The sequence below is a fragment of the Acetobacter senegalensis genome (genome assembly GCF_001580995.1).
Classification (GTDB): domain Bacteria; phylum Pseudomonadota; class Alphaproteobacteria; order Acetobacterales; family Acetobacteraceae; genus Acetobacter; species Acetobacter senegalensis.
Genome location: NZ_LHZU01000146.1, coordinates 1 through 23,444 on the forward strand (window position 1 = coordinate 1; position 23,444 = coordinate 23,444).

The 23,444-nt window shown below is 53.1% G+C and carries 14 protein-coding genes; 4 read left to right on the forward strand and 10 right to left on the reverse strand.

Annotated elements, in window-relative coordinates; all coding sequences use genetic code 11:
- The 4 genes from AD948_RS15235 to AD948_RS15250 form a co-directional block, all read left to right on the forward strand.
- Nucleotides 1–714, forward strand: a 714-nt coding sequence (locus AD948_RS15235; RefSeq protein WP_156479059.1) for an efflux RND transporter periplasmic adaptor subunit, incomplete at its 5' end; no start/stop codon positions are given.
- Nucleotides 711–3,890 (forward strand): efflux RND transporter permease subunit, encoded by a 3,180-nt coding sequence (locus AD948_RS15240; RefSeq protein WP_058986921.1) that lies wholly within the window; start codon nt 711–713, stop codon nt 3,888–3,890. The genes AD948_RS15235 and AD948_RS15240, both read left to right, overlap by 4 nt.
- On the forward strand, nt 3,887–7,186 hold the full coding sequence (locus tag AD948_RS15245; protein WP_061472584.1) for an efflux RND transporter permease subunit: 3,300 nt from the start codon (nt 3,887–3,889) through the stop codon (nt 7,184–7,186). Before AD948_RS15240 ends, AD948_RS15245 begins: the two co-directional genes overlap by 4 nt.
- Nucleotides 7,187–7,195: 9 nt before the next feature.
- Nucleotides 7,196–8,773 (forward strand): efflux transporter outer membrane subunit, encoded by a 1,578-nt coding sequence (locus AD948_RS15250; RefSeq protein ID WP_006557792.1) that lies wholly within the window; start codon nt 7,196–7,198, stop codon nt 8,771–8,773.
- Nucleotides 8,774–9,911: 1,138 nt separating this feature from the next.
- Here the strand turns inward: AD948_RS15250 and AD948_RS15255 are convergent.
- The 10 genes from AD948_RS15255 to rplQ all read right to left on the reverse strand — a co-directional run bounded on the left by AD948_RS15255 (nt 9,912) and on the right by rplQ (nt 23,434).
- Entirely contained in the window at nt 9,912–13,238 is a 3,327-nt protein-coding gene (locus tag AD948_RS15255) for a glycosyltransferase (protein WP_061472585.1), read from the reverse strand.
- Between the two features lie 97 nt (nt 13,239–13,335).
- Nucleotides 13,336–16,323 (reverse strand): glycosyltransferase, encoded by a 2,988-nt coding sequence (locus AD948_RS15260; RefSeq protein WP_061472586.1) that lies wholly within the window; start codon nt 16,321–16,323, stop codon nt 13,336–13,338.
- A gap of 99 nt (nt 16,324–16,422) precedes the next feature.
- Nucleotides 16,423–17,412 carry a CgeB family protein gene (locus AD948_RS15265; protein WP_058989029.1) on the reverse strand — a complete coding sequence of 330 codons (990 nt, stop codon included), beginning with the start codon at nt 17,410–17,412 and terminating at the stop codon, nt 16,423–16,425.
- Nucleotides 17,413–17,914: 502 nt separating this feature from the next.
- Nucleotides 17,915–18,091, reverse strand: coding sequence for a DUF1328 domain-containing protein (locus AD948_RS17915; RefSeq protein ID WP_006557788.1), 177 nt, complete (start codon nt 18,089–18,091; stop codon nt 17,915–17,917).
- A gap of 49 nt (nt 18,092–18,140) precedes the next feature.
- Nucleotides 18,141–18,377, reverse strand: coding sequence for a hypothetical protein (locus AD948_RS15270; RefSeq protein ID WP_061472587.1), 237 nt, complete (start codon nt 18,375–18,377; stop codon nt 18,141–18,143).
- Nucleotides 18,378–18,461: 84 nt separating this feature from the next.
- A complete protein-coding gene (locus tag AD948_RS15275) occupies nt 18,462–19,280 on the reverse strand; it encodes an ABC transporter ATP-binding protein (RefSeq protein WP_061472588.1) in 819 nt (272 codons plus the stop codon).
- Entirely contained in the window at nt 19,277–20,038 is a 762-nt protein-coding gene (locus AD948_RS15280) for an ABC transporter permease (RefSeq protein ID WP_061472589.1), read from the reverse strand. Before AD948_RS15280 ends, AD948_RS15275 begins: the two co-directional genes overlap by 4 nt.
- Nucleotides 20,038–21,078 carry an ABC transporter substrate-binding protein gene (locus tag AD948_RS15285; RefSeq protein ID WP_061472590.1) on the reverse strand — a complete coding sequence of 347 codons (1,041 nt, stop codon included), beginning with the start codon at nt 21,076–21,078 and terminating at the stop codon, nt 20,038–20,040. The genes AD948_RS15280 and AD948_RS15285 overlap by 1 nt, the downstream gene beginning before the upstream one ends.
- A 301-nt stretch (nt 21,079–21,379) precedes the next feature.
- Nucleotides 21,380–22,708: an MFS transporter gene (locus AD948_RS15290; RefSeq protein ID WP_039903570.1), complete on the reverse strand. Its 1,329-nt coding sequence runs from the start codon at nt 22,706–22,708 to the stop codon at nt 21,380–21,382.
- Nucleotides 22,709–23,008: 300 nt separating this feature from the next.
- Nucleotides 23,009–23,434, reverse strand: a complete 426-nt coding sequence (gene rplQ / locus AD948_RS15295; protein WP_058986928.1) for a 50S ribosomal protein L17 — start codon at nt 23,432–23,434, stop codon at nt 23,009–23,011.
- Nucleotides 23,435–23,444 lie beyond the last annotated feature (10 nt).

The window sequence follows — 23,444 nt, forward strand, 5'->3', positions numbered from 1 at the left end:
GAGCAGATGGAAGGCACGGTCAAATCCGATCAGGCGCTGGTTGATAACCAGAAGCTGCAGCTCACCTACTGTCATATCATCGCTCCGGTGGACGGGCGGATCGGTATTCGTGCGGTTGACCAAGGGAACTACGTTGCGGCAGGTCAGTCTGGCGGCCTCGCCATCCTGACGCAGATGCAGCCCATTTCCGTCATTTTCACACTTCCGCAGGACCAGTTGCCGGACGTGGCGGAACAACTGCGCGCCAAGGGCTCCCTGCCAGTTGAAGCATGGGACAGTTCAAACACCCACAAGATTGCCGATGGTACCGTCAGCACGCTTGATAGCCAGATTGACACCGCAACAGGCACCGTGCGCCTGCGTGCGCTCTACCCCAATACGGATGAACATCTCTTCCCCAACCAGTTCGTGAACGCACGCCTTCTGGTCAAAACGCTGGAAGACGTCATTCTTGTTCCCGCCACGTCTCTACAGACCGGCCCCTCCGGCCAGTTTGTGTATGTGGTGAAGGCAGACAACACGGTTGAAGTCCGCCCCGTGACGGTTGGCATTTCAGACGGCAACCGCACGGTTGTCAGCGGCGGCCTGAAAACCGGAGACCGCGTTGTGACGGATGGCACTGATCATCTGCGCGCTGGCATCAAAGTGACAATCCCGGCGGTTACTGAAACTGCCGAGAAATCTGACTCCTCATCAGGTGCACCTGCCCCGTGAATCCCTCAGGTCTCTTTATCCGCAGGCCGGTCGCCACCACGCTGCTGATGCTCGCCATTCTGATGGCGGGCCTGCTTGGCTACCATTTCCTGCCTATCTCCGCCCTGCCGCAGGTTGATTACCCCACCATCACGGTAGAAACATTCTACCCCGGCGCAGGCCCGGATGTGATGGCGACCTCCGTTACCGCGCCGCTGGAAACACAGTTCGGCCAGATGCCCGGGCTGGATCAGATGACCTCCCGCTCCTCTGGCGGGGCTTCTGTCATTACCCTGCGGTTCAACCTGACCATGTCCATGGATGTGGCCGAGCAGGAAGTTCAGGCGGCCATCAATCAGGCCAACTCTCTCCTGCCGACTGACCTGCCTGCACCTCCCATTTATGCCAAGGTCAACCCGGCCGATACACCGGTGCTGACCTTGGGCATTACCTCCGCCACGGTGCCCCTGCCGGAGGTAGAGGACTATATCGACACCCGCCTTGCGCAGAAAATCAGTCAGATTTCAGGCGTTGGGCTGGTGACACTTTCAGGCGGCAACCGCAAGGCCATTCGCGTACGGGTGAACATTCCCAAGCTCACCTCCTACGGGATTGATCTGGATACGCTGCGCACCACCATTGGCAACGTCAACGTCAACTCCCCCACCGGCACGTTTGATGGCGCAACCCGCGCCGCTACCCTGCGCGTGGATGGGCAGATCACCTCCATTGATACGTTGCTCAATCAGGTTATCGCTTATCAGAACAGTGGCCCCATCCGCATCCGGGATGTCGCGTCTGTTGTAATCGGTGCGGAAAATACCCAGCTTGCTGCGTGGTCCAACCTCACCCCCGCCCTGATCATGAGCGTGCAGCGGCAGCCCGGCGCGAACGTGATTTCCGTGGTGGACAATATCAAGGCCACCCTGCCTGTCCTGCGCAAATCCCTGCCGCCAGGCATTGATATTGTGCCGCTGACAGACCGTACCACCACCATCCGCGCCTCCGTTGCGGATGTGGAGTTCGAGCTCTTTCTGGCGCTGGTGCTGGTTGTTGCCGTCATTTTTGTGTTCCTGCGCAATATCCCGGCCACCATCATCCCCAGCCTGTCCGTGCCGCTCTCCATCGTCGGCACGCTGGCCATCATGTATCTGCTCGGCTTCTCGCTGGATAACCTCTCGCTCATGGCGCTGACCATCGCCACCGGCTTCGTGGTGGATGATGCCATCGTGATGATCGAGAACATCTCCCGCTATGTGGAAGCTGGTGAAGACCGCATGACTGCCTCCATCAAGGGGGCCGGAGAAATCGGGTTCACCATTATCTCGTTGACCATATCTCTGATCGCGGTGCTCATCCCGCTGCTGTTCATGGGCGATGTTGTGGGGCGTCTGTTCCACGAATTCGCCATGACACTGGCCATCACCATCATCCTGTCCGCCGTGGTGTCCCTTACGCTTGTGCCCATGATGTGCGCCCGTATCCTTACGGAACGCCCGCATGATGAAGCCAGCGCCACAACGGCGTTCCAGCGCTGGTCAGCCCGGATGGAAGTGGCCACGGAAAAGCTGATCGCCGCCTATGACCGCGCGCTGGATGTTGTGCTGGCGCACCGGGTGCTGACGTTGATGGTGGCCGTTGGCACGCTGGTGCTGACTGGGGTGCTGGCGTTTGTCATCCCCAAAGGGTTCTTCCCGGAGCAGGACACGGGCGTCATCCAGGGCATTTCCGTTGCGGCCCAGTCCATCTCCTTTGAGAGCATGAAGACACACCAGCAGGATCTGGCAAAAGTTATCCTGCAAGACCCGGATGTGGTTTCCCTGTCCTCCTTTATCGGGGTGGACGGGCAGAATGCCACGCTCAATCAGGGGCGCTTTCTGATCAACCTGAAAGACCATGATTCCCGCTCCAGCAGTGCCGCGGAAATCGCGCGCCGCCTCTCGCAGGAAACGGCACAGGTTACGGGCATCAAGCTCTACATGCAGCCCATTCAGGACCTCTCTCTGGATACAACCGTCACGGCCACCCAGTACCAGTTCCTGCTGGAAAACCCGGATTATGATGCGTTCAAGACGTGGATTCCAAAGCTTTTGGAAAAACTGAGGGCTGAACCCTCGCTCTCTGATGTCACGTCTGATCTTCAGGCTCAGGGGCTGGTGGCAAAAGTCACGCTCGACCGCACAACTGGCGCACGGTATTCCATCACGCCCCAGACCATTGATAACGTGCTCTATGATTCCTTTGGTCAGCGGCAGATTTCCACCATCTACACGCAATCCAACCAGTATCGTGTCATTCTGGAAGCTGATCCCCGCTTCCAGAGCAGCCTGTATTCCCTCAACCAGCTTTATCTGCCCGGTATCAGCGGCAATTCCGGCGAAAGCGCATCCGGGCCCACCCGGTCTCCCACGTCCGGACTGGTGCCACTGGCGGCGGTCACCACGGTCTCGCATGAAACCGCACCGCTGCTGATCACCCATTTCGGACAGTTCCCGGCCACGACCATCTCCTTCAATCTGGCCAAGGGTTATTCGCTGGGTGACGCCACTGCCGCCATCCAGAAGGTGGAAAAGGACATCAACCTACCCGCCTCTTTCCAGACATCCTTTCAGGGAACAGCAGCCGCGTTTGAAGGCTCGCTGAGTAACGAACTGTTCCTTGTGGCTGCGGCACTGGTGGCGGTCTATATCGTGTTGGGCATTCTCTACGAAAGCTTCATTCACCCTGTCACCATTCTGTCCACCCTGCCCTCCGCCGCCATTGGCGCATTGCTCACGTTGTGGGTGGCTGGCGCGGGTCTGGATGTCATGGGCATTATCGGCATTGTGCTGCTGATTGGCATTGTGAAGAAAAACGCCATCATGATGATCGACTTCGCGCTTGAAGCCGAACGTGAACATGGCATGGACTCTCTGCAATCCATCCGGCAGGCAGCCACCCTGCGTTTCCGCCCTATTCTCATGACCACCCTGGCGGCCATGCTGGGTGCGGTTCCCATGGTCATTTCGCAGGGCACGGGGTCTGAACTGCGTTACCCGCTGGGGCTGGCCATTATCGGGGGGCTGGCCCTGTCTCAGCTGCTCACGCTCTTCACCACTCCGGTTATCTATTACACGCTGGATACCTGGGCACACCGGTGGAACACGTGGCGGCAGCGCGGGCATACGCTTCCCCCTTCTGAGCAGACCGCACCGTGAACTTCAGCCGGATCTTCATTGATCGGCCCGTCGCCACCATTCTGATGACTGTGGCACTCCTGCTTGCCGGAGCGCTGGGTTACAGAAGCCTGCCAGTGGCGGACCTGCCGAATGTCGATTTTCCCGTCATTCAGGTTCAGGCCCGTCAGGCTGGTGGCTCGCCGGAGGAAATCGCCAGTTCGGTGGCGGCCCCGCTAGAGCGGCATCTGGGCCAGATTGCAGACCTCACGGAAATGACGTCGCAATCGTCCCAGAACACCACGCGCATCACCCTTCAGTTTGCCTTGTCACGGGACATCAACGGGGCCGCGCGGGATGTTGAGGCCGCCCTTCAGGGCGCCCATGCAGACCTTCCCTCTTCTCTCCGCCAGAACCCCAGCTATTCCAAGGCCAACCCTAACGGCGCACCCGTTCTTATTCTGGCCCTGACATCGGACATCCATACGCAGGCGCAGCTCTACGATTATGCAACCAACGTTCTGGTGCAGCATCTTTCACAGATCCGCGGCGTTGGTCAGGTGGAAATCGGGGGCAGTTCGCTCCCGGCAGTACGTGTGGAAATCAATCCGCTGCCGTTGTACCGTTACGGGATCGGGTTTGAAGATATCCGTGCGGCCCTTGCTTCTGCCAATGCGCACGGCCCCAAAGGCATTATTGATCAGAACGGCACACGCTTTACCCTTGATACCAATGATCAGGCCAGAAGTGCCCAATCCTATCGGGATCTGATTATTGCGTGGCGTAACAGCCGCCCGGTACGGTTGTCAGATGTGGCAACTGTTGTGGACAGCGTTGAAGACCGTCGCAATGCTGGCTACTTCAATAGCGCTCATTCTGTTCTGGCCATTGTTTTTCCGCAGGCCGGGGCAAACGTTATTGAAACAGTTGATGAAATCAACGCCAAACTCCCCATGCTTCGCGCCGCCCTGCCCGGCGGTGTAGACCTGCATACGGGGCTGGACCGTTCACTGACCATTCGCGCTTCTCTGGCGGATACCCAACTCACCCTCGTTATTTCGGTCGTGCTGGTGGTGCTGGTGGTACTGGGGTTCCTTCATTCCGTCCGCATGACCCTTATCCCGGCCATTGTGGTGCCTACCTCCATTATCGCCACCTTCGGCGTCATGCGGTTTCTGGGCTACTCGCTGGACAATATGTCCCTGATGGCGCTGACGGTCTCCACCGGTTTTGTGGTGGATGATGCCATTGTGGTAATGGAAAACATTGCGCGCTACATTGAACAAGGCCTTTCCCCGCGTGATGCGGCGCTAAAAGGCAGTAATGAAGTTGCCTTTACAGTTATCTCAATTTCCATCTCGCTGATTGCGGTTTTCCTGCCCATCCTGCTTCTGGGCGGTCTGGCTGGACGCCTGTTTCATGAATTTGCCATGACAGTCTCCATCACCATTCTGATCTCCATGGTGTTGTCTCTTACCCTCACCCCCATGATGGCGGCGCAGCTTCTGAAACCCACAGCCCCGCATAAACCTTCAAACAAGGTAACGCAGTTTCTCATTACGCTGACCACAAACCTGCTGGACAGCCTGCAAAGAGGATATGAGCGCTCTCTGAATACTGCGCTGAAATACAGCAAGATTGTCATTCTCTCTCTGCCATTTACGCTTGTTGTCATTGTGGCGCTTTTCATCAGCATGCAGAAAGGGTTCTTCCCGACTGAAGACACCGGCCTGCTGATGGGTCATTTGCAGGGAGATCAGAACATCTCCTTTCAGGCGCTCTCCAAAAAACTGATAGAAGTGCAGAAGGTTATCAAAACTGACCCGGATGTGGAGAGCGTTGCCAGCTTCATGGGGAGCCGCGGTTCATCCAACTCCGCCAACATGTTCCTGCAACTTAAAGACAAAAGCGAAAGAAGCGATACACCAACGGAACTGATTGCCCGCATTGAAAAAAAACTGAGTCATATGGTCGGGGCCCAGTTCTTTCTGATGCAGCCGGGTGCCGTGCGCGCAGGTGCGCGCCAGAGCAATGCGTCCTATCAGTACACCCTTGAAGGAGAAGATGCGTCCGAGGTTTACCAGTGGACGGACAAACTCCTCGCTGCGCTGGCCAAACATTCAGAACTGACTGAGCTGTCTTCAGATGTTCAGCAGGGTGGGTCCGCCATTGATGTGGATATTGATCGAGACACATCCTCCCGCGTCAGCATTACGCCGCAGCTTCTTTCCAACACGTTGTATGATGCATTTGGTCAACGTGCGGCGTCCGTTATCTATAACCCCTTGAACCAGTATCGCGTGGTTATGGAAGCCGACCCTACCTATTGGTCAAACCCCAACAGTTTGATGCAGGTGTGGGTCAGCGTATCCGGCGGCTCGGCCGCAGGCGGCACAGCCTCCAACACGGTACGCGTGCGCAATACAACTGGCCGGGATTCCTCTGGCAGCAGTTCCGCCTCAACGTTAAGCAGTGAATCCTTCAAGAACCAGATTGCTAACTCACTGGCTGGCGGAAACAGCGTGTCCACAGGGTCTGCCGTTTCCACATCGTCGTCCGCCATGGTGCCGCTTACGCTGGTTTCCAAACTCAGGCCGTCTCAAACGCCCCTCTCCGTCAACCATCAGGGGCAATCGGTCGCCTCGACCATTTCCTTCAATCTGGCCAACGGAGTTTCTCTCAGCGCTGCCACACGGATTATTCAGACAGCGCAGGTGGAACTACACATGCCGCCAACCATCCATGGCAGCTTCGCTGGCAACGCGGCGCAGTTTCAGAAAACCGTCAACAATGAACCCATTCTGATCCTGGCAGCACTGGCGGCGGTTTATGTGACACTTGGGGTTCTTTATGAAAGCTATGTTCACCCCCTCACCATTCTTTCCACCCTGCCCTCCGCAGGTGTTGGGGCGCTGCTGGCCTTGCAACTGGCCGGAGAAGAATTTTCTCTGATCGCCATGATCGGTGTTATTCTCCTGATCGGCATTGTGAAAAAGAACGCCATCATGCTTGTCGATTTTGCCATCGCAGCCGAACGGGAACATAATCTTTCTCCGCTTGAGGCCATCCACACAGCCTGCCTTCTGCGCTTTCGCCCGATCATGATGACGTCTCTGGCTGCTGCACTGGGCGCATTTCCGTTGATCATTGCCAATGGCTATGGGGCCGAACTTCGCAGGCCTTTGGGGATCGCCATTGTCGGTGGGTTGATCGTCAGCCAGGCGCTCACCCTCTATACAACGCCTGTGGTTTATCTGATGTTGGATACCCTGCGCCTGCGCTTTAAACAGATAAAGATCCGGCCCTTTTTCTTCTCCCGTAACCCGCAAGATACCTGAAGTTTTCCGATGAAACCCATCTTCTCCCGTCCGCTTTCTCGTCGCCTGGGTATCCTGCTGGCGCCTCTTGTTCTGACCGGTTGCATGGTGGGGCCTTCCTACAAACGGCCGACCGCTATTATATCCCCCAAATTCAAGGAACTGCGGCCTGCCCCCGGCTGGAACTACGCCAACCCCGCTCTGGCTGAAATTCCCAAAGGGACATGGTGGACCATCTATAATGATCCCATCCTGAACCAGCTTGAGGCACAGGTTGAAATCAACAACCAAAACGTAAAGGAATATGAGGCGCGTTACCGCAGCGCGCGCGCCACCATCAATTCCGTCCGCGCCCAACTTTATCCCACACTCAGCGGCTCGCTTTCCTTCAACAGGCAGAGCTCGGGACGTGGCTCCCGTTCCAGTGGCACGATCATCAATTACGGGAGTGATGGGTCCTCCTCTTCTGGTTACACGCCTTCCAACACTACGGAAAACACGTACGGAATGGGGCCAACGGCTTCATGGGATCTTGATCTGTGGGGTAAGATCCGCCGACAGATTCAGGCACAGGTTACGGAAACACAGGCCACTGCGGCTGATCTGGCGAATGCCAAACTGTCCTATCAGGCGCAGCTTGCCACGGCCTACTTCAACATGCGTTATCAGGACAGCCTTTATGATCTGCTTGAACGCAACGTAAAGTTTTACGAACGCTCCTATCAGATTACCCGCAACCAGTATGAAGCTGGCACGGCAGACCCGACCACCCTGCTTCAGGCCCAGACACAGCTTGAACAGACACGCGCGCAAGCCACCGCCACGCAGGCAAGCCGGGCACAGTATGAACACGCCATCGCTGTCCTGATCGGCAAGCCCCCCGCTGAAGTTTCCATTGCTCCCGGTGCCCTGCCCCGCGCCATTCCGGCCATACCGGTTTCCGTACCGGCCCAGCTTCTTGAACGCCGACCAGACGTTGCGGCGGCAGAACGCCGGATGGAAGAATATAACGCCCAGATTGGCGCAGCCATTGCCGCGTTCTATCCAGACGTTCAATTGACGGCTTCCTATTCCTACAGTGGTGACCCAGTTGGCACTCTGGTGCAGGTTGCCAACCGTATCTGGTCTCTTGGTGCTTCGGCTACGGAAACACTGTTCTCCGGCGGCAGCCGCACCGCCGCCGTGCATGAAGCGGATGCAACGTATGACAACTATGTTGCCACCTATCGCCAAACCGTTTTGACAGCATTGCAGAATGTGGAAGATCAACTCTCCAACCTGCGCGTGCTGGCCCAGCAGGCTGACGAGCAGCAGGTTGCACTGGAAGCCGCCAACCGAGCTGTTACCGTGGCCCTGAACCAGTATCTGGCTGGCACACAGATCTACACTACGGTTATCACATCGGAAGTCACCGCGCTTTCCAATGCAGAAACGGCCTTACAAATTCAACAGAACCGTATTCTGGATTCCGTCACGCTTATTCAAAATCTTGGCGGTGGCTGGAATGCTTCCGAACTGCCGAGCAAAAACTCCATGCAGAAAGATAACCCCTTCCTGCCTTCTTTCATTCAGAAAGATAAAAACTTCCTCCCGAACGACCACAAATAACCGCACAGCCTCTTTGGAATGGTATTGCAAAAATACCTTACCAAAGAGGCTTTTTTCTCTTCCCAAAAATAAACACGATAAAACAAAGACGCTGCTTATTGTAAGCGCGACATAGAACGCGGCTTCCTCGCCAAAAAAAGACTAAGAGCAAGCCATATTCCCACGCCAACGCGCGTCTGCTTCGCATCATTTCCCAATAGGGGCTGTAAGAGTAACCGGGCACACCTGCTCGCATAGATAGAGCCAAGCTCTTCTCCGGCGAACACGCTAATTGTTTCAGCGCCACTACTTAAAAGGGCTGTTTCAGCAGTCACTCGGAACAGTCGGCCCTATCTTTCGCGTCCTATGTGACTTCTTGCCCTCAAGTTACTGCAAGGTAACAACAAAGCACTTTTCCACCCCTAAAAGATGCTTAGCAGTCCTCTTCCCTGAATTCCCGAAACCGTCTTTTACCCTCTCACTGCATCTGCCGTGTCATTATAGGTCTCTTCTAAAGTCAGGACGAAAAAGCTCAATCCAGCAGGCTTAATTCGAGAGAGAGGCCGCAGCAAAGGATCGAATGCTGCTCGCTTTTATAGAATGCCACCCAGCATTTCTCATTATGTACGTTATTTTCCGAAATCATTCCGAAGCTTTTTTGAGTAGGCTGAAACATTAGAGAACTTCAGGTGATACAGATTTCTGCAAGTCTCTACCGAAATTTTCAATCATGCTTGGCTGATCGAGCCATTTTCACAACAACTTCACCTGGGAGCTTCAAAAAATCTGATTTTGATCACATCAAAATCATGCCCATTGATAGCACTCGTGACAAAAAGCTCGGCTAGGTTTTTTGATCCCCGCCACCTTGCATTACCGACTATATAGCTCGACATTTTTTCTTATAGCTTTTTTTCATAAATCTGATGATGGGGACTGGCGACATATTCAGTGTCAAAAGAAACACCAGACTTCACCCCGGCGATATATGAACAGCCTATTATTTATTCTTTGAAAAATTTATTCTGGTGACTGGAATAGTTCCAATCACCCAAATCTCACACTAACTACACAAAACCAATGTGAGAGAAATCCACAGAAATAGGAACACCTCTGACTTTCTCAACGAAAAATCAGAGGCATCCCGAACACGATAACTTTAGGCGAGAACGATGTCTTTCACTCGTTCAGCTATTTCTGCTGTAACGTCCTGAGTAAACAGGCTCTGCACCACACTATCTTTCAATTCCACAATAATGTTCAACGGCATCACGCCCACCGTGTCATTGACGATATTCACCAGTGACATGCGATAATTGCCATTCAACGGTTTTGAGAAACCGCTGTTGAAATTGATATTGGCCGTAAAGCCACAGCACAGAGGCGCATCAGAGAAAATGCCGCTGACATCATTGCGGATCGCACGCGTAGTGCGGAAATAAACGACATCATCCTCGTCTTCACTCACGCAAGCCAGGTACACCTGCCCCGCCGCACGAAGATTATGCATGAAGGTCCAGCCCTTCATGTAAATGCCATTCCCATCAACTTCCGGCGGCAGATCACCAATCAGATCACCGCAATTGTCGATAAAATACACCATATCGCTACTGTGGTCGCGTTCCAGAACATCCGTGTCGATATCAACCATCTTGATGTTTCTGAGCTTACCATCGCGATGAGAAACCCGAGCAAAATCACTCAGGATCTGCTTGGTTGTCGGGTCTTCCTGTTCGATTTCAACAATTTTACCTTCTTTTACTGTAATCTGGCAGCTGGTTACAGCAAAGCTGGCTTTGGTGTTGATAACGTTCATCAGCGCAATGCGGTATGTGCCTTCACACCACTTCCCACGCAGAGCGGCCTGCCCGGCAAACCCGGAACGCCGCGGCGCATCCGGATAAACAGTCAGAACGTCGGGGCGAGATTCCCGGATACAGGGCAGGAAGATAATGGGCTGATCCTCATTACCAATCAGCACCGTATAAAGCGTTCCGGAAGCGTTGACGCGCGGCACTGCGTACCAACCACGAATATGGAATTCGTAGGCTTCTTCAAAATCAGATGGCTCGCTTTCCGCAAAGACCAGGAAGCAGACATCATCAATATAGAATTTGGCATCCTGAATGGAGAACCAGTCTGTAACAGGCTCGGGCAGCTCCACCGTAAGATCACGCGCTGTCGGCGGATCAAAGATATGACGGGGCGGAGCCTGATGGCGCCAGGACGGATGCGGTAGCAGATGCACCTGTCCTGCATCAATCTGCATTTCCGAGAACCCAAGACGCGTAACCGGGGCAACCTCGTTATAGATTTCAAAGAGGCTGTCGCCATAGCTCTGCCCGTCAGGCCACAGATCAGGCGAGATATTGGCCATTATCTGCTGACGCAGGGGCTCTGAAGAACGGAGCAGTTCCAGACGCTCAAGCACTTTTGCCGGGCTATTGAGCTTCACAGCAAAGCCGTTCTCGCCGTCTATCACACGATCATGCAGCGCGCCAATGTCACTGACAATGGGAATAAGCCCCGTCTGCCAGGCTTCTGAGAGAGAAATGCAATAGGTTTCGGGCCATATGCTGAGATTGAGGGCAACATCAGCAATTTTCAGCTTATCAATATTCCCCATGGAATACTGACCATGAACCGTAATGTTGGGCCGGTTCAGATCTGCCAGAACCTGTTTGTATTCCGGGTGAACGGCCCCAAAAATATGGAAATGGAAATGGTCGGGGTGCGCCAGTTCAAACAGGCTCAGAATAGTATCTGCCCCTTTGGTACGCAGGAAGTTCCCGACCACGGCAACGCCCAAGGGGCGACCATTCAACGGAGCATATTCTTTGGGTGTGACCGGCAAGGTGCTTTCAGGAGACGGAATACCCAGGACAGAGCATTTTTTCGTCTCAACGACAGGATAGACTTCGCTGATCAGATTGTAAGAGTGTTCAGACCCAAACAGGAAAGCGTCAACGGAATGCAGCATGTTTGCAATAAAGGCGCGACGGGTCTGCTCGCCCCCGAATTCAACATTTTCTGCATTTTTCAGAATAATGTCATAGGCAACAACGGATTTTGCCTTTTCTTCATCATACTGAAAGCTCTGATCGAGCAGATTGTAGCGTGACGAGACCAGCCAGAAATCATGTGCGGAAAAGACCACCCCTGCCCCGCAGGACTTCGCGATAATCGGCAAAGACAACGCGTGGTGGCCAAGGTGCTGGAAATGCACAAGGTCAATATTATAATGGCTGATGACATTGGAGAATGCCATTTCTTCCGGACCATCGCACATAGCGTCTGTCCAGCCGACTTCCGGCACATCAAAACGTTCGATTTCTTCCCCGTCGGCCGTCAGGAAGCGACATTTGTCCCCACGGCGCAGCCAGTAATAAAAATCGACCTTTCTTCCCAGCAGATTGCACAGGGTTTCCTGATAGACCTCAACCCCGCCCCAGGCCGCTTCATAAACGGTGGAATGCGTACACATCAGCACCTTGAGCCGCCGGTTTTCAGCAGGCAGTGCAGGCGGCTGGACGCGACCAAAATTGGCGCCCGAAACTTCCATAATCGTGCGAATGCGATTTTCATAAAGATGCTTGTTCTGAACATCTTTTTTCGCACTCTGTGCCGACCGCCTTCTCAGAGTGGGGTTGCTGAGCAGAGCATCAATGGCGGCGATCACATCGTCAACGTTACGGCACAGCATGGTGCCGTGCACATCGTCGAAATATTCCTTGCCCATCACCTCGGGGGCTTCAACCACCTGAGCCGTCCCTGCCAGCCCAAGTTCATAGAAACGCGGTCCCGGAGCAGTTGCCTGGCTGGTGTCCCCATGACTTGCATAGTCGCGGAACATGGTCAGCGTAACGGCACTCGCGTTGGCGAAATCAATAAACGCTTCATGACTGACCGGACGCTGAATGGCAATTTCAGCAAGATCGCTTGGCAGAGGCGGCAGATATTCGTTGCCCGGGCAGATCAGTTTCAGACGCGCATCAGGAAATGCGGTGATGACGTGCCGCAGGGTTTCCACACGGTTGGGCCACATGGTGCCCGCAAAGAAGATATCGTAATCAAGCTCATCCGCTTTCTTGATTTTACGATCATGCAGAGACACAGATGCAGCCAGCGGCAGATAATGGCCTTTACTGCCGTAAGCCTCCACGCATACGGGATCATTGGTAAAGACATGATCGAACAATCCTGCGTTCGCAGCATTGAATTCTTTCATGAACGGATCCTCGAATGTCCAGAGGATCATGGTTTTGAATGCCGGACGCACACGTTGCAGAAGAGGAATATTAATACGCTGCCCGTCTATGCAGATGAGCGTTTCATGCTCCCCTTTGGAAGCCAGCTCACCCAAGGAGCGGTTGTCTGCAACAACAACCTGATCCTTCCCCAGAATCTCCCGTGCGGCCCGCTCGATGGCGAGTGTCAGGTAGGCATTCGGGTTGTGCGTATAGTTTGTATTATAAATAACTGCCATCGTGCTCTCTTCTGCGGGGAGGTGTTTACTGTGTCAAAATAACGTTAAAGCCAGTTCACCGGATACCTTCTGAAAAATACTCTACTTTGAACTGATTTTATGACGTTACAGGAAAGCCTTCAACCTTATTGCCTGACCGTTGCGGGAATTGAGACAGAATATTTCTGATCTCATGGGTATAAGCCTCAGCATTATTTTCGCGCGCTATCCGCCGCAAAGCATTATAGCGCAGCTTTTGCCACAACTCCCTTTCCTCATAAAGCGACACTATTGCGTCAGCGAAAGAGGCCGCATTTCCTGTAGCGGGTGCCAACATATCTTCACCAGCCTGCCAGCCCACCTGCTCACACAGGATGTCTGACGCCACAATTGGCAAACCATGTGCTGCGGCCTCGTGAATTTTATACGGTATCCCACCGGCAAAACGCGTCGGCGCCACAAAGATACGATGCGTATCATAGTACGGCGAGACTTCAGGCACGCGGCCGACAATCTCAACACGCGGATTGAGCAGCAGGCGCGACACATCAACTTCAGGATTCAGATAGCCGCAAATCCGGAATTTTACATCTTGCGGTAATTTACCATCCAGCTTCGGCAGAACGTCGCTTACGAACCAGATCAGTGAATCCAGATTGGGAGAGTCTGTGTCGTGTATCGCCCCAACAAACAGGATATCCCGCCGCTCCTTGAAACCGGGTGTAAAGCGACGCGCCTGTTGTAAATGACCAAGCACATGCACATCACTATGCCCCAAACGGCGTAGGATGCTGGCATCTTTTTGGTTAACAGCCACAAACCTGTTCACATACCAGGCTGCGCGGAATTCCTTCTGAAGCAGTTCATCCAGGGTATGCTGTGGCGTTTCACCTTTCAGCACCCATTTCTGAAGTTCCCGCGGGGCGGCTACGGCCTCAGTGTCCAGAACAATCTTGCTTCCGGCCAGCGCCGCTGCGCATTCCGCAAACACCGGTGCCAGCCTGTCCAGATTATGCGTACGCGCTATCCAGATAACATCATAATATCCCGGACGGGAGTTGAGAAAGCCCGCCAGATCCTCAAGCCCCTTATTCCACATGACTTCCGCGCGGTCAGGAAAACCGGTGTATATATCTTCCGTCATGCCAAGAGGGCGGAAAATGGGGTATGCGGTAACATGACAATTCAGATCCCGCACCATCACTGTCATGATGTCATTGGACCGGGTAAAGCCTGACCCCAGATGCCTGAACGGCAGGAAATCCTCCAGAAACAACACCCGCTTATCAAACGACCGCGCTGACCGCGCCAGAAGGTCTTTCTGGGCGTTCCGGGGATAACGGGACGCAATATAGTCTGCATTCTTCTCAATGAAGAGGCCCTGGTTCCTCTGCATCATGTGAACGCTTTCTATCGTGCCAGACGTTCCATATTCATAATGAAGAATCACAACACCGGGATCATAAATGACATCCCATCCATGCCTACGGATACGAACGCAAAGGTCCGTCTCCTCAAAATAAGCTGGGGCATAATCATCCAGAAACCCATTCAGGCTACGCAGCAGATCTGTTCTGACCATAAGGAAGGCACCAGAACAAAAATCCACGGAGCGAACATAGTTTGCTTCCGGGCAATCGGGGGATTCATCTCTCAAATAGCCGCAAACGGACCCATTTTTCCAGACAATGCTTCCTGCCTCCTGCAGAAGGCCGTTGGTGCGCACTAGTTTGGCACCCACCGCCCCTGCCTGAGGTTCTTTCACAAAGCGAGCCAGAGCCGTTTCTATGGCGCGCGGCATCAATTCAAGATCATTATTTAAATAGAGGGTAAAATCTGCCTGAACATGCTGTAGCGCAGCATTACACCCCTGTAAAAAACCAACATTCCCTAATGTTCTAATAACATTGATGCCGCGAACATGGCGCTCAATATGCCGAATTTCATCCGATGAACCGGAATCAACAAGCACAACCTGAATCTGGCCGCCGAAATTCTCGCGCAAGGAATTAAGTGCTGTCATCGTCATGGCGAAATTATTATGCGCCACCATGATCACACTCAGTTCTGGGTGATCATACGAGAAATCGAGCCCGCCACGCAGGAGAAGAGGCAGGCGGATACGGCACATTTCCTGATAAACAGCCTTGGAAATAAACTCCCGTTCCTCTGAAGAATATCCTCCTTCTTCCACAACACCACCATGCACCATGTAATGAACAAAAAAACTGGGATACCGTTGTGACGCAATTTCACTTTTTACTTTGGGATTTTCTGCATACACCCGGAGATTGACATCCCGGGCGGGCTGACGGAGTTCATACTGACCGTTTTTTACAAAATGCTCATAGCAGTTTCTGAACGCCCCATGCTTGACCGCGCCGGCCACATCTTCATAGGCCTGAGCGTAGAATTGCTCGGAGAAAAAAGCGTTGGGATTAAATGCTTCTGGCGTCGGGTTCGTCAGATAATGATGCAGCGGCCCCTGCCAGTGAACCGCAGCTTTCTCCAGATCAGGATAAGTCTCCAGATACCAGACAGGATCAAAATACCAGGATAGCTTTTTGTCGTGCAGGACATTGTCAGGAAACGCCTTGAGGAAGCTGATATACGCGCCCTCATCTGGCTCTACAACAAAGTCTGGGGCTTCTGCCAGGAAAACAACAGGGTCAAAAAAAGGCGAAGAGGGACAATTGAGACGGCTTCCCTGCTTCAGGTAATGGTCATACCCATTCCTGAACCCGTTTCTTTCAATGTCTTCTCGTGAAAAATCCAGAAACTTCCGCCGGTAATAGTCTTCATCAAATAGCCAATGAGGACTTTTATCCCAAAAGCCGACTTTGCAGTAATGATCAAACCCGGATTTGAACTGACCGGAACAAACCTGTTCCCTGACATCAGCATACCGCTGTGTATACCATTGTTCATCAAAAAACGGGTTAGGGGAATGCTGTAAAGCGCCCCCAAAACGATCATAAAATTCTCTGACTTCGTCTTCCGATGTCGCATTTAAAAAATTCAGGACATGGTTATATTTTGTTTTATACCAATCGAAGTCGAATTCACTCCAATCAAAACTCTTTTTTGTGTCAGAGTGAACCATCATTCAAGCCCATATATAGAATACCCAACCTCAGATCACACGGTGCGCTTGCCCATTTATGCAGAGACCGGAGAGCACGCTTCGCTCTCCGGCTCCAGGCCCCTACGCGATGAGTTTTTCTTTCCGAAGAATGGAAAGAACATCATGAATGCGGTTGCCGTAGGTATGCTCATCCAGCGTCCGTTTCTGGGCCTGCTGAGCAACTTCCAATCTACGGTCCGGGTCATCCAGAAAGGTTTCAATCAGTTCATCAAAATCCCGCTTATTGGAAAATGTCGGGATCTCATCGGCCGTGAAGTAGCGGCGAAGTTCATAGGTATCTTCATGGAAAATCTGAAATGCACCTGCCGCGGCCGCTTCAAATGTACGCGGGCCAGGCGTAGACGGAGAGATCATGAAGCGCTTGTTTTCAAAGTGCAGGGAGCGCCCCAAATTCAGCACAATTTTAGAGCGCTGATACAGTTCAACCAGTTGATGCTTTTCGATCCGGGCATCTGAAAATCCAACACCGAACTCCCCCCAACCCGGGCCGATGATGCGAATATTCAAACGCCGCAAAGACGGCATCAGGTTACGCACAATGTCTTTACGGCTGGTAAAAGCGACCCCACAGAACAGGACATCAATATTCCTGTTGGTTTCATCCATGACAGGAGCGTAATGGAGTTCACGGCTGGCTGCCAAGGGAAGGTGATAGACCCTATCCCGCTGGTAAAAGTTTGAACCCCAGCGGTCACAGGAGAAAATGACGTCAAAATCGTCCGTAATGCGGTAGTTGGCGTCCTGTTCGTAAGGATCTTCTGTTGCCCAGAAAACGGTCGTCGCGCCGATCTTCTTGGCCTCACGACTGACTTCCCCAAAATAAATACTTTCCGGCAGATAAGAGCCAATAGAAAAAACAATAGTTGGCTTAAGCTGAGCTATTGATGCTGCCGCCCCACTAATATGGACAGCCGTTACATTCTCCGCCCCAATACATTCGGCCCAACCATCCATAATAGATTCACGAATCTGGGCATTTGCCTGAGATTCATACCGACCACCACTACAAATCAAAACACGCTGGTCTGTTTCAAGGCCTGAGAATGTCACGTTATTCCCCTTGAGAGATTTCACAAAAGCATCCAAACATAAATATAAATAAAAATCTCGGCTTTTTTACGCAGGCAGGGTATTTTTGTAAAGTTACATTCCGTGCACACATCGCGCCAGAAACCAGACCTGAATAGTTCTCATTGCGAATATAAAAATAAAAATTTTATTATTTATTTATTGAAATTCATAGATCGAACTATTCATCCAAAAAAAACAAGCGATCTATACCAAAAAATATAAAAAATATGTCCCTCGTTCTATTCTTTCATTTCTTTTTACTCAAAAAAAGCTTTCTATAGAAAAATCAAATATATGTTTTAAAAATAAAAACAATCCACGGGAAATACCCCACTCTTCCAAGTTAAATATTTATTACACAAGAATAAAATAGTGGCCGAATGCCAATACTATATCTCTCGACAGTTCAGAACAGGCAGAAAAAAAGCTCTCGTCCTTTCAGACGAGAGCTTCGTTGCAAATAAGAAATAAAGAGAGGCGGTTATCTCGTAAGTGAACGGCCCGCAAGCAACGCGACCACCAGAAACACCACGAATAGAACAATTGCGATAAAGAACAGAATCTTCGCCATCCCTGCGGCAGCAGAAGAAATTCCGCCGAACCCGAAGAGACCTGCAATAATAGAAATTACCAGAAAAAATAATGCCAGCTTTAACATCTCTTACTCCCTTTCAACGCTAAAAAATTTTATGCAAAATCTCTAAAAATCAGAGCTTTCTGGCAAGCAGCGCCCCAAGCAGAAACCCGCTGATCCAAGCCACCACAACAGATGCGATAGGCTGATCAGCAATCACGTCGCGCACAGCTTCTACAGCACCGCAGCCTTTGTTACAGGCCAGATCTTCAATGGTATCAGATGCCTTGTCCCGCAGGCTTTCCGCGCCATCCTGCACGCGTCCAATACCTTCTTCCAGCTTATGCTGGATGTCGTTTTCATCACTCATCACGCACACTCCTTATCGTTACACCTTTTAACGTCCCCTCATGCACAGGGATGCACTGACAAGGCAAATTTCTTACGGTTTGCGTTAAATTTCTGCAGAATGCCAGTAAGGAGCGCCACCGGGGTCCGGCTCCCCAGCGATCATGGCCCGCAGCCGGGCGGTATAGACCTTGAAAGCAGAAGAATTGGGGTCTTTCTGACTGTCTTCCACCCTTAGCTCTCCCGTAATCCCTGCCGGTGCGCCGGACAGCACCACGATACGGGTGGCCAACTTCAGAGCCTCTTCAATATCATGGGTCACGAAAAGAACTGTTTTGTGTGTCTGCTGCCAGATTTTCAGCAGTTCGTCTTGCAAAGCACCACGGGTTATAGGGTCCAACGCACCAAAAGGTTCATCCATCAGCAACAGATCGGGGTCCACAGTCAAAGCCCGTGCCACGCCCACACGTTGACGCTGGCCGCCAGACAGTCGCCGAGGCCAACGGCCTCCCTCCCCTTCAAGTCCAACCAACCGCAGAGCCGCCAAGGCACGCGCCAGTTTTTCTTCCCGCGTGAGCGCCAGCCCTTCCAAGCCGAACATGACATTACGCAACACACTGCGCCACGGCATCAACCGTGCATCCTGAAAGACCAGAGCCTGCGCACGGCGCTTCCCTGCCTCGCGCAGCCCTGCGGCCACACCTGCAACACTTTGGTTCGCGCCGGTTACACGGCCTTCCGTCGGTTTGCTTAGCCCCATAAACACACGCAGCAGGGTTGATTTGCCCACACCCGACGGACCGAGCAATGCGACAAACTCTCCTTGCTGCAAAGAAAGGCTGACATGACGCAGTATGAAATTCTGCCCGCCATCATGAGAAAGCCCTACATCTTCAAGGCACGCAACACTACCGCTGCCGTTCATGGCTGCCACCGCAAAATATAAGAACTTACAAAGCCAAACAGAAAATCGGTCAACGCATACAGCAACGCCATGGTGAGCATGTAAACCACCACGACATCTGTTGCCAGCAGACTGGATGCCTGCATCATGCGCGCGCCAATACCCGGCACGCCAAACAGTTCTGCCGCCACAACAGACATCCATCCCTGCCCTAGGCCGGTTCTCAATCCTGCCATCAGGCCGGGTGCTGAAGCAGGCAGCACGACCTTGAACAACCGTCCCCAGAAGCTACCGTGCCCGAAAGCGGCCGCCAGTTCATAAAACTCAGGGTCAACACTGCGCACTGCGGCATAGGCCGCGTAAAAATTGATCCAGAAGACGGATATGGCGATCACAAAAGTTGCACCCGCCGTATTGAGCCCGAACCACAAGATGGCAAAGGGTACCCATGCCAACCCCGGCACCGGACGCAGGAGTCTCACTATCCCTTCCAGCAAACCATCCACTACGGCCACCATGCCGCACAGCAGCCCCAGAAGCGCCCCGAATATTGAACCGACCAGCAACCCCAGACTGTAATGGCTCAGGCTGTCCACAATAGCCTGCTGCCAGAAACCACCGTGAACCTCGTCCAGCCACGCCTGCCATAAGGAGCTTGGGGCGGGCACCATCCCTGATGGGAGAAACCCGGTTCTGACGGAGGCTTCCCAAGCTCCAAAAAACACAAATAAACCGACTGCCGATAAAAGCAGCCGGTTCCGTTTAGACAAAGTCCGCATCACTGTTTCAGTTGCCGCCACAAATCGAGATCGAACAGATCATCCACCGGTTGAGCCTTACGAAGCAAGCCCTGTTCCACCTCGAAATCCTGCAACTGGCGCACACCGTCCACAATGCGGGTAGGATCACTAATAAAGCGGCTGGCCGACCGTTCCAGCGCCTTCTTCATGACATCCTCGTTCAAAATGCCCCCGCCAAGCGCCTTTGTGACAAACGGAGCCGCATCGTCCGGATGAGAGGAAAGCATTGTGGTCGCACGAATAAACAGGGAGGCCAACTGCTTGGCCCATACCTGCCGATCAGGCGCATCCGGCTTGACAATCGCCAATACGGAACCTGGCTGATCGGGCAACAGATCATGGCCAGTCGCCAAGGTGCGCACATCAGGCAGACGACTGCGCACGACTGTCAGCGCAGGTTCACGCAAGACAGCCGCATCAACCGCGCTGGCAAGAAAAGCCTGTTGTGCGGCATCAATATCCACGCCCACAATACTGACGGCAGTCGGAAGAGACGCTATCCCCACCCGTTTCTGCAACCAGAAACGTAACAGGCTATCTGGCACGGAGCCTACAGGCTGCGCAGCAATACGCGGTAGACGCCCATTTTCCTTGCTGAACGCCGCGAACGTATTTTTCACGGTATCTGCAGAAAACCCACCGTCCTGATCTTTGGGAAGCTGTGCCGCTAATGCCCCGCGCGTTACAACCTCAAGCTCCTCAACCGAGGCCGCCGTAACCACCTTCACATCGGAGCCATGAGCGCGCGCCTGCAAAAGAGGTAATACCCCGGCCACGTAGGCATCAATCCGGCCAGAAACCAGAGCCTGAATAGCCTGAGGGCCTGACGTAAACCGCACAAGCTGTAAGTCCAGCCCGGCATCCTTCGCCCAGCCCTCGCCGTCCACCACAAAAAGCGCGGACGAACCCAGTACGGGAATATACCCCACCCGCACTGGAGTGCCCGCCTGTGCTGGCAGTGCTACCGCCGCAAGCGCCATGCCTCCCAGTATGATCAATCGGGAAAAGAGCCGCTTCATTTCATCACCAATATAGAAAAGAGGGTTTAATCTATCTTCTTAAAGGTGATTAAATTCCAGGCAGTGTCAATATCACAGGCAAAAGTGGGATTGAATTTTCTACATACTATTCAAATCCGGAAAATACGATCAGCCAAAAGGTTGCCCCTATCGGCTCAAATCACCTTTCGCCTTTTAAGGCAGCCACGCAGAGTTACCTCATTGATCCAATAAAAAAGGTGCATGGAGAACACCCCATGCACCTTTTTCTCGGTCAAACCTCAAAATAGCTTAACGCATCGGCGTCACCTGGCTGAGAAGTTTATTGACCCCCGGCAGCATGCATCGCTGCTTCCTTATCAAGCTGAGACGCTTCCAGTTCAGCCTGCCGGGTATAAGCCCGTGCCTCGGGAGAAACCGTAATCGCCATCGTCATGAGGGCGGAGAGCACATACAGACCGCTGAAGATCCAGATGACGCCCGCCGTGCCAACAGAACCCTGAAACCATGTGACAATGGCCGGACCAACCCATGTGCTCGCGCCAGCGCCGAGACCCAGAATAGAAAGTGCTGCTGCTTTTTCCTTGGGGCAAACCTGCGGCATCAATCCGGACAAGGGCACAAACGCGGCCAAAGATGCCCCGTACAAAACACCCATTGCAGCAGCAATCGGGAAGTTATGCGGCATGGACAACGGAACGTAATAGAAAAGCGGCACACAGATAGCGGCACCAAGACCACCACCGACAGCCACAACAGTCCTTGGGCCCAGACGATCTGCCAGAATACCGGACAGCAGGTTGAAGATAATGTTGCTCAGGAACACGATGGACAGCAATTGCAGCCACTGTTCCAGAGAAAAACCAACCAGCTTGGTAAACACGCCCGGCATGATCACCAGAAAGGCGTATTCAGAAGACGTGTTGATCGTCCGCACAAGGCCCGCAATCGCAGTTTTTGGTTCACGCCAGATAATGCTGATAGAGCCGAACATGGCCTGCTTCAACGTTACATCCGGCGGGCTCAGACGCTTGGAACCGCTGGGTTCATGTGTGCACAGCAGAGCCACCAAACCACCCGCCATAACCAGTGCGAGGGAAGACCAGAACGTCCCCATTTCCCCAATGCGCGGAATAGCAAAGCTGGCGAACAGTGACCCTAATGTGGGCAACCCACCAGAAAACGCAAACCAGAACCAACCTGCGGCCGAGCCAAGCTGCCGTGCGGGAGTGGCGGCCGCAATCCAGACCAGAAAACCATAAGCAAAAAGCGGATACCCAAGGCCACGAGCCGTGTAAGCCACAACCATCATATTGTAGTTGTTCGGCTGAAGCCCGAGGACCAGAAACAGGACTTCAAAAATGCCCCAGATCCACAGCCCTACCCACATAACCTTTTTTGGGCCCCACATGTCGGAGAGCGGGCCGGAAAGCCAGGAAGAGATGGAAACAGCAACACCATAAACAGTAAACAGCAGAGCAACGCGTGTTGATGATTGCCCCTGACTTTCGAGAAACGGTGCCAGATACCCGGCTTCAACACCGTCCCCGATCATGAAGAGCAAAAGCCCAACAAAGCCCCAAAGCAAAGGGCGAGGTATACCTATTCGGTCTATAAGATTCTGCGGTTCCTGTTGCGTTGCTGTCTGCATCTACATGCTCTCCTTACATGCGATGATGGCACGCATATCCAGCACCTCATTGTGCCAGCTTCGGGCTCATCATCAACACGAACCATGGCGGGAGTGCTCACCCGGTCCGTCAGAAAAAGATTTTTGTTCGGGCACCGCATAAAAGCGGATTAGACAGATCTGGAAGATCTCACCCAACAACAAGGGACGGAGCCAAACTCGACATCCAGTGTTGTCTCAATCGTTCATACACATGAACGACAGGCATAAAAAGGAAAAAGGGAGCCGCTGGGCGGCTCCCTGCAAAACCGTCAGCTTGACTTAAGCTGCCAGATCCTGCGTTTCCGTCACTTCCGGACGGGGGCCGCTGTCCTGGCCCTTCGCGCTAACATCGCGATCAACCAGTTCAATCACAGCCATGTCTGCGGCATCGCCATAACGCATGCCGGCACGCATGACACGAGAGTAACCACCCGTGCGGCCTTTGTAACGTTCTGCAATAGCAGAAAACAGCTTCTTCACGATCACATCGTCACGCAGCATAGCAAATGCCTGACGACGAGCGTGCAGATCACCACGCTTGCCCAGCGTGATCAGCTTTTCCACAACCGGGCGAAGTTCTTTTGCCTTCGGCAGCGTGGTGGTGATCTGCTCGTGCTTGAGCAGAGCAACTGCCATGTTACGGAACATGGCAGCGCGGTGAGAAGAGGTAACGCCGAGCTTTCGGCCGGCAATACGGTGACGCATAGTTCAGTTC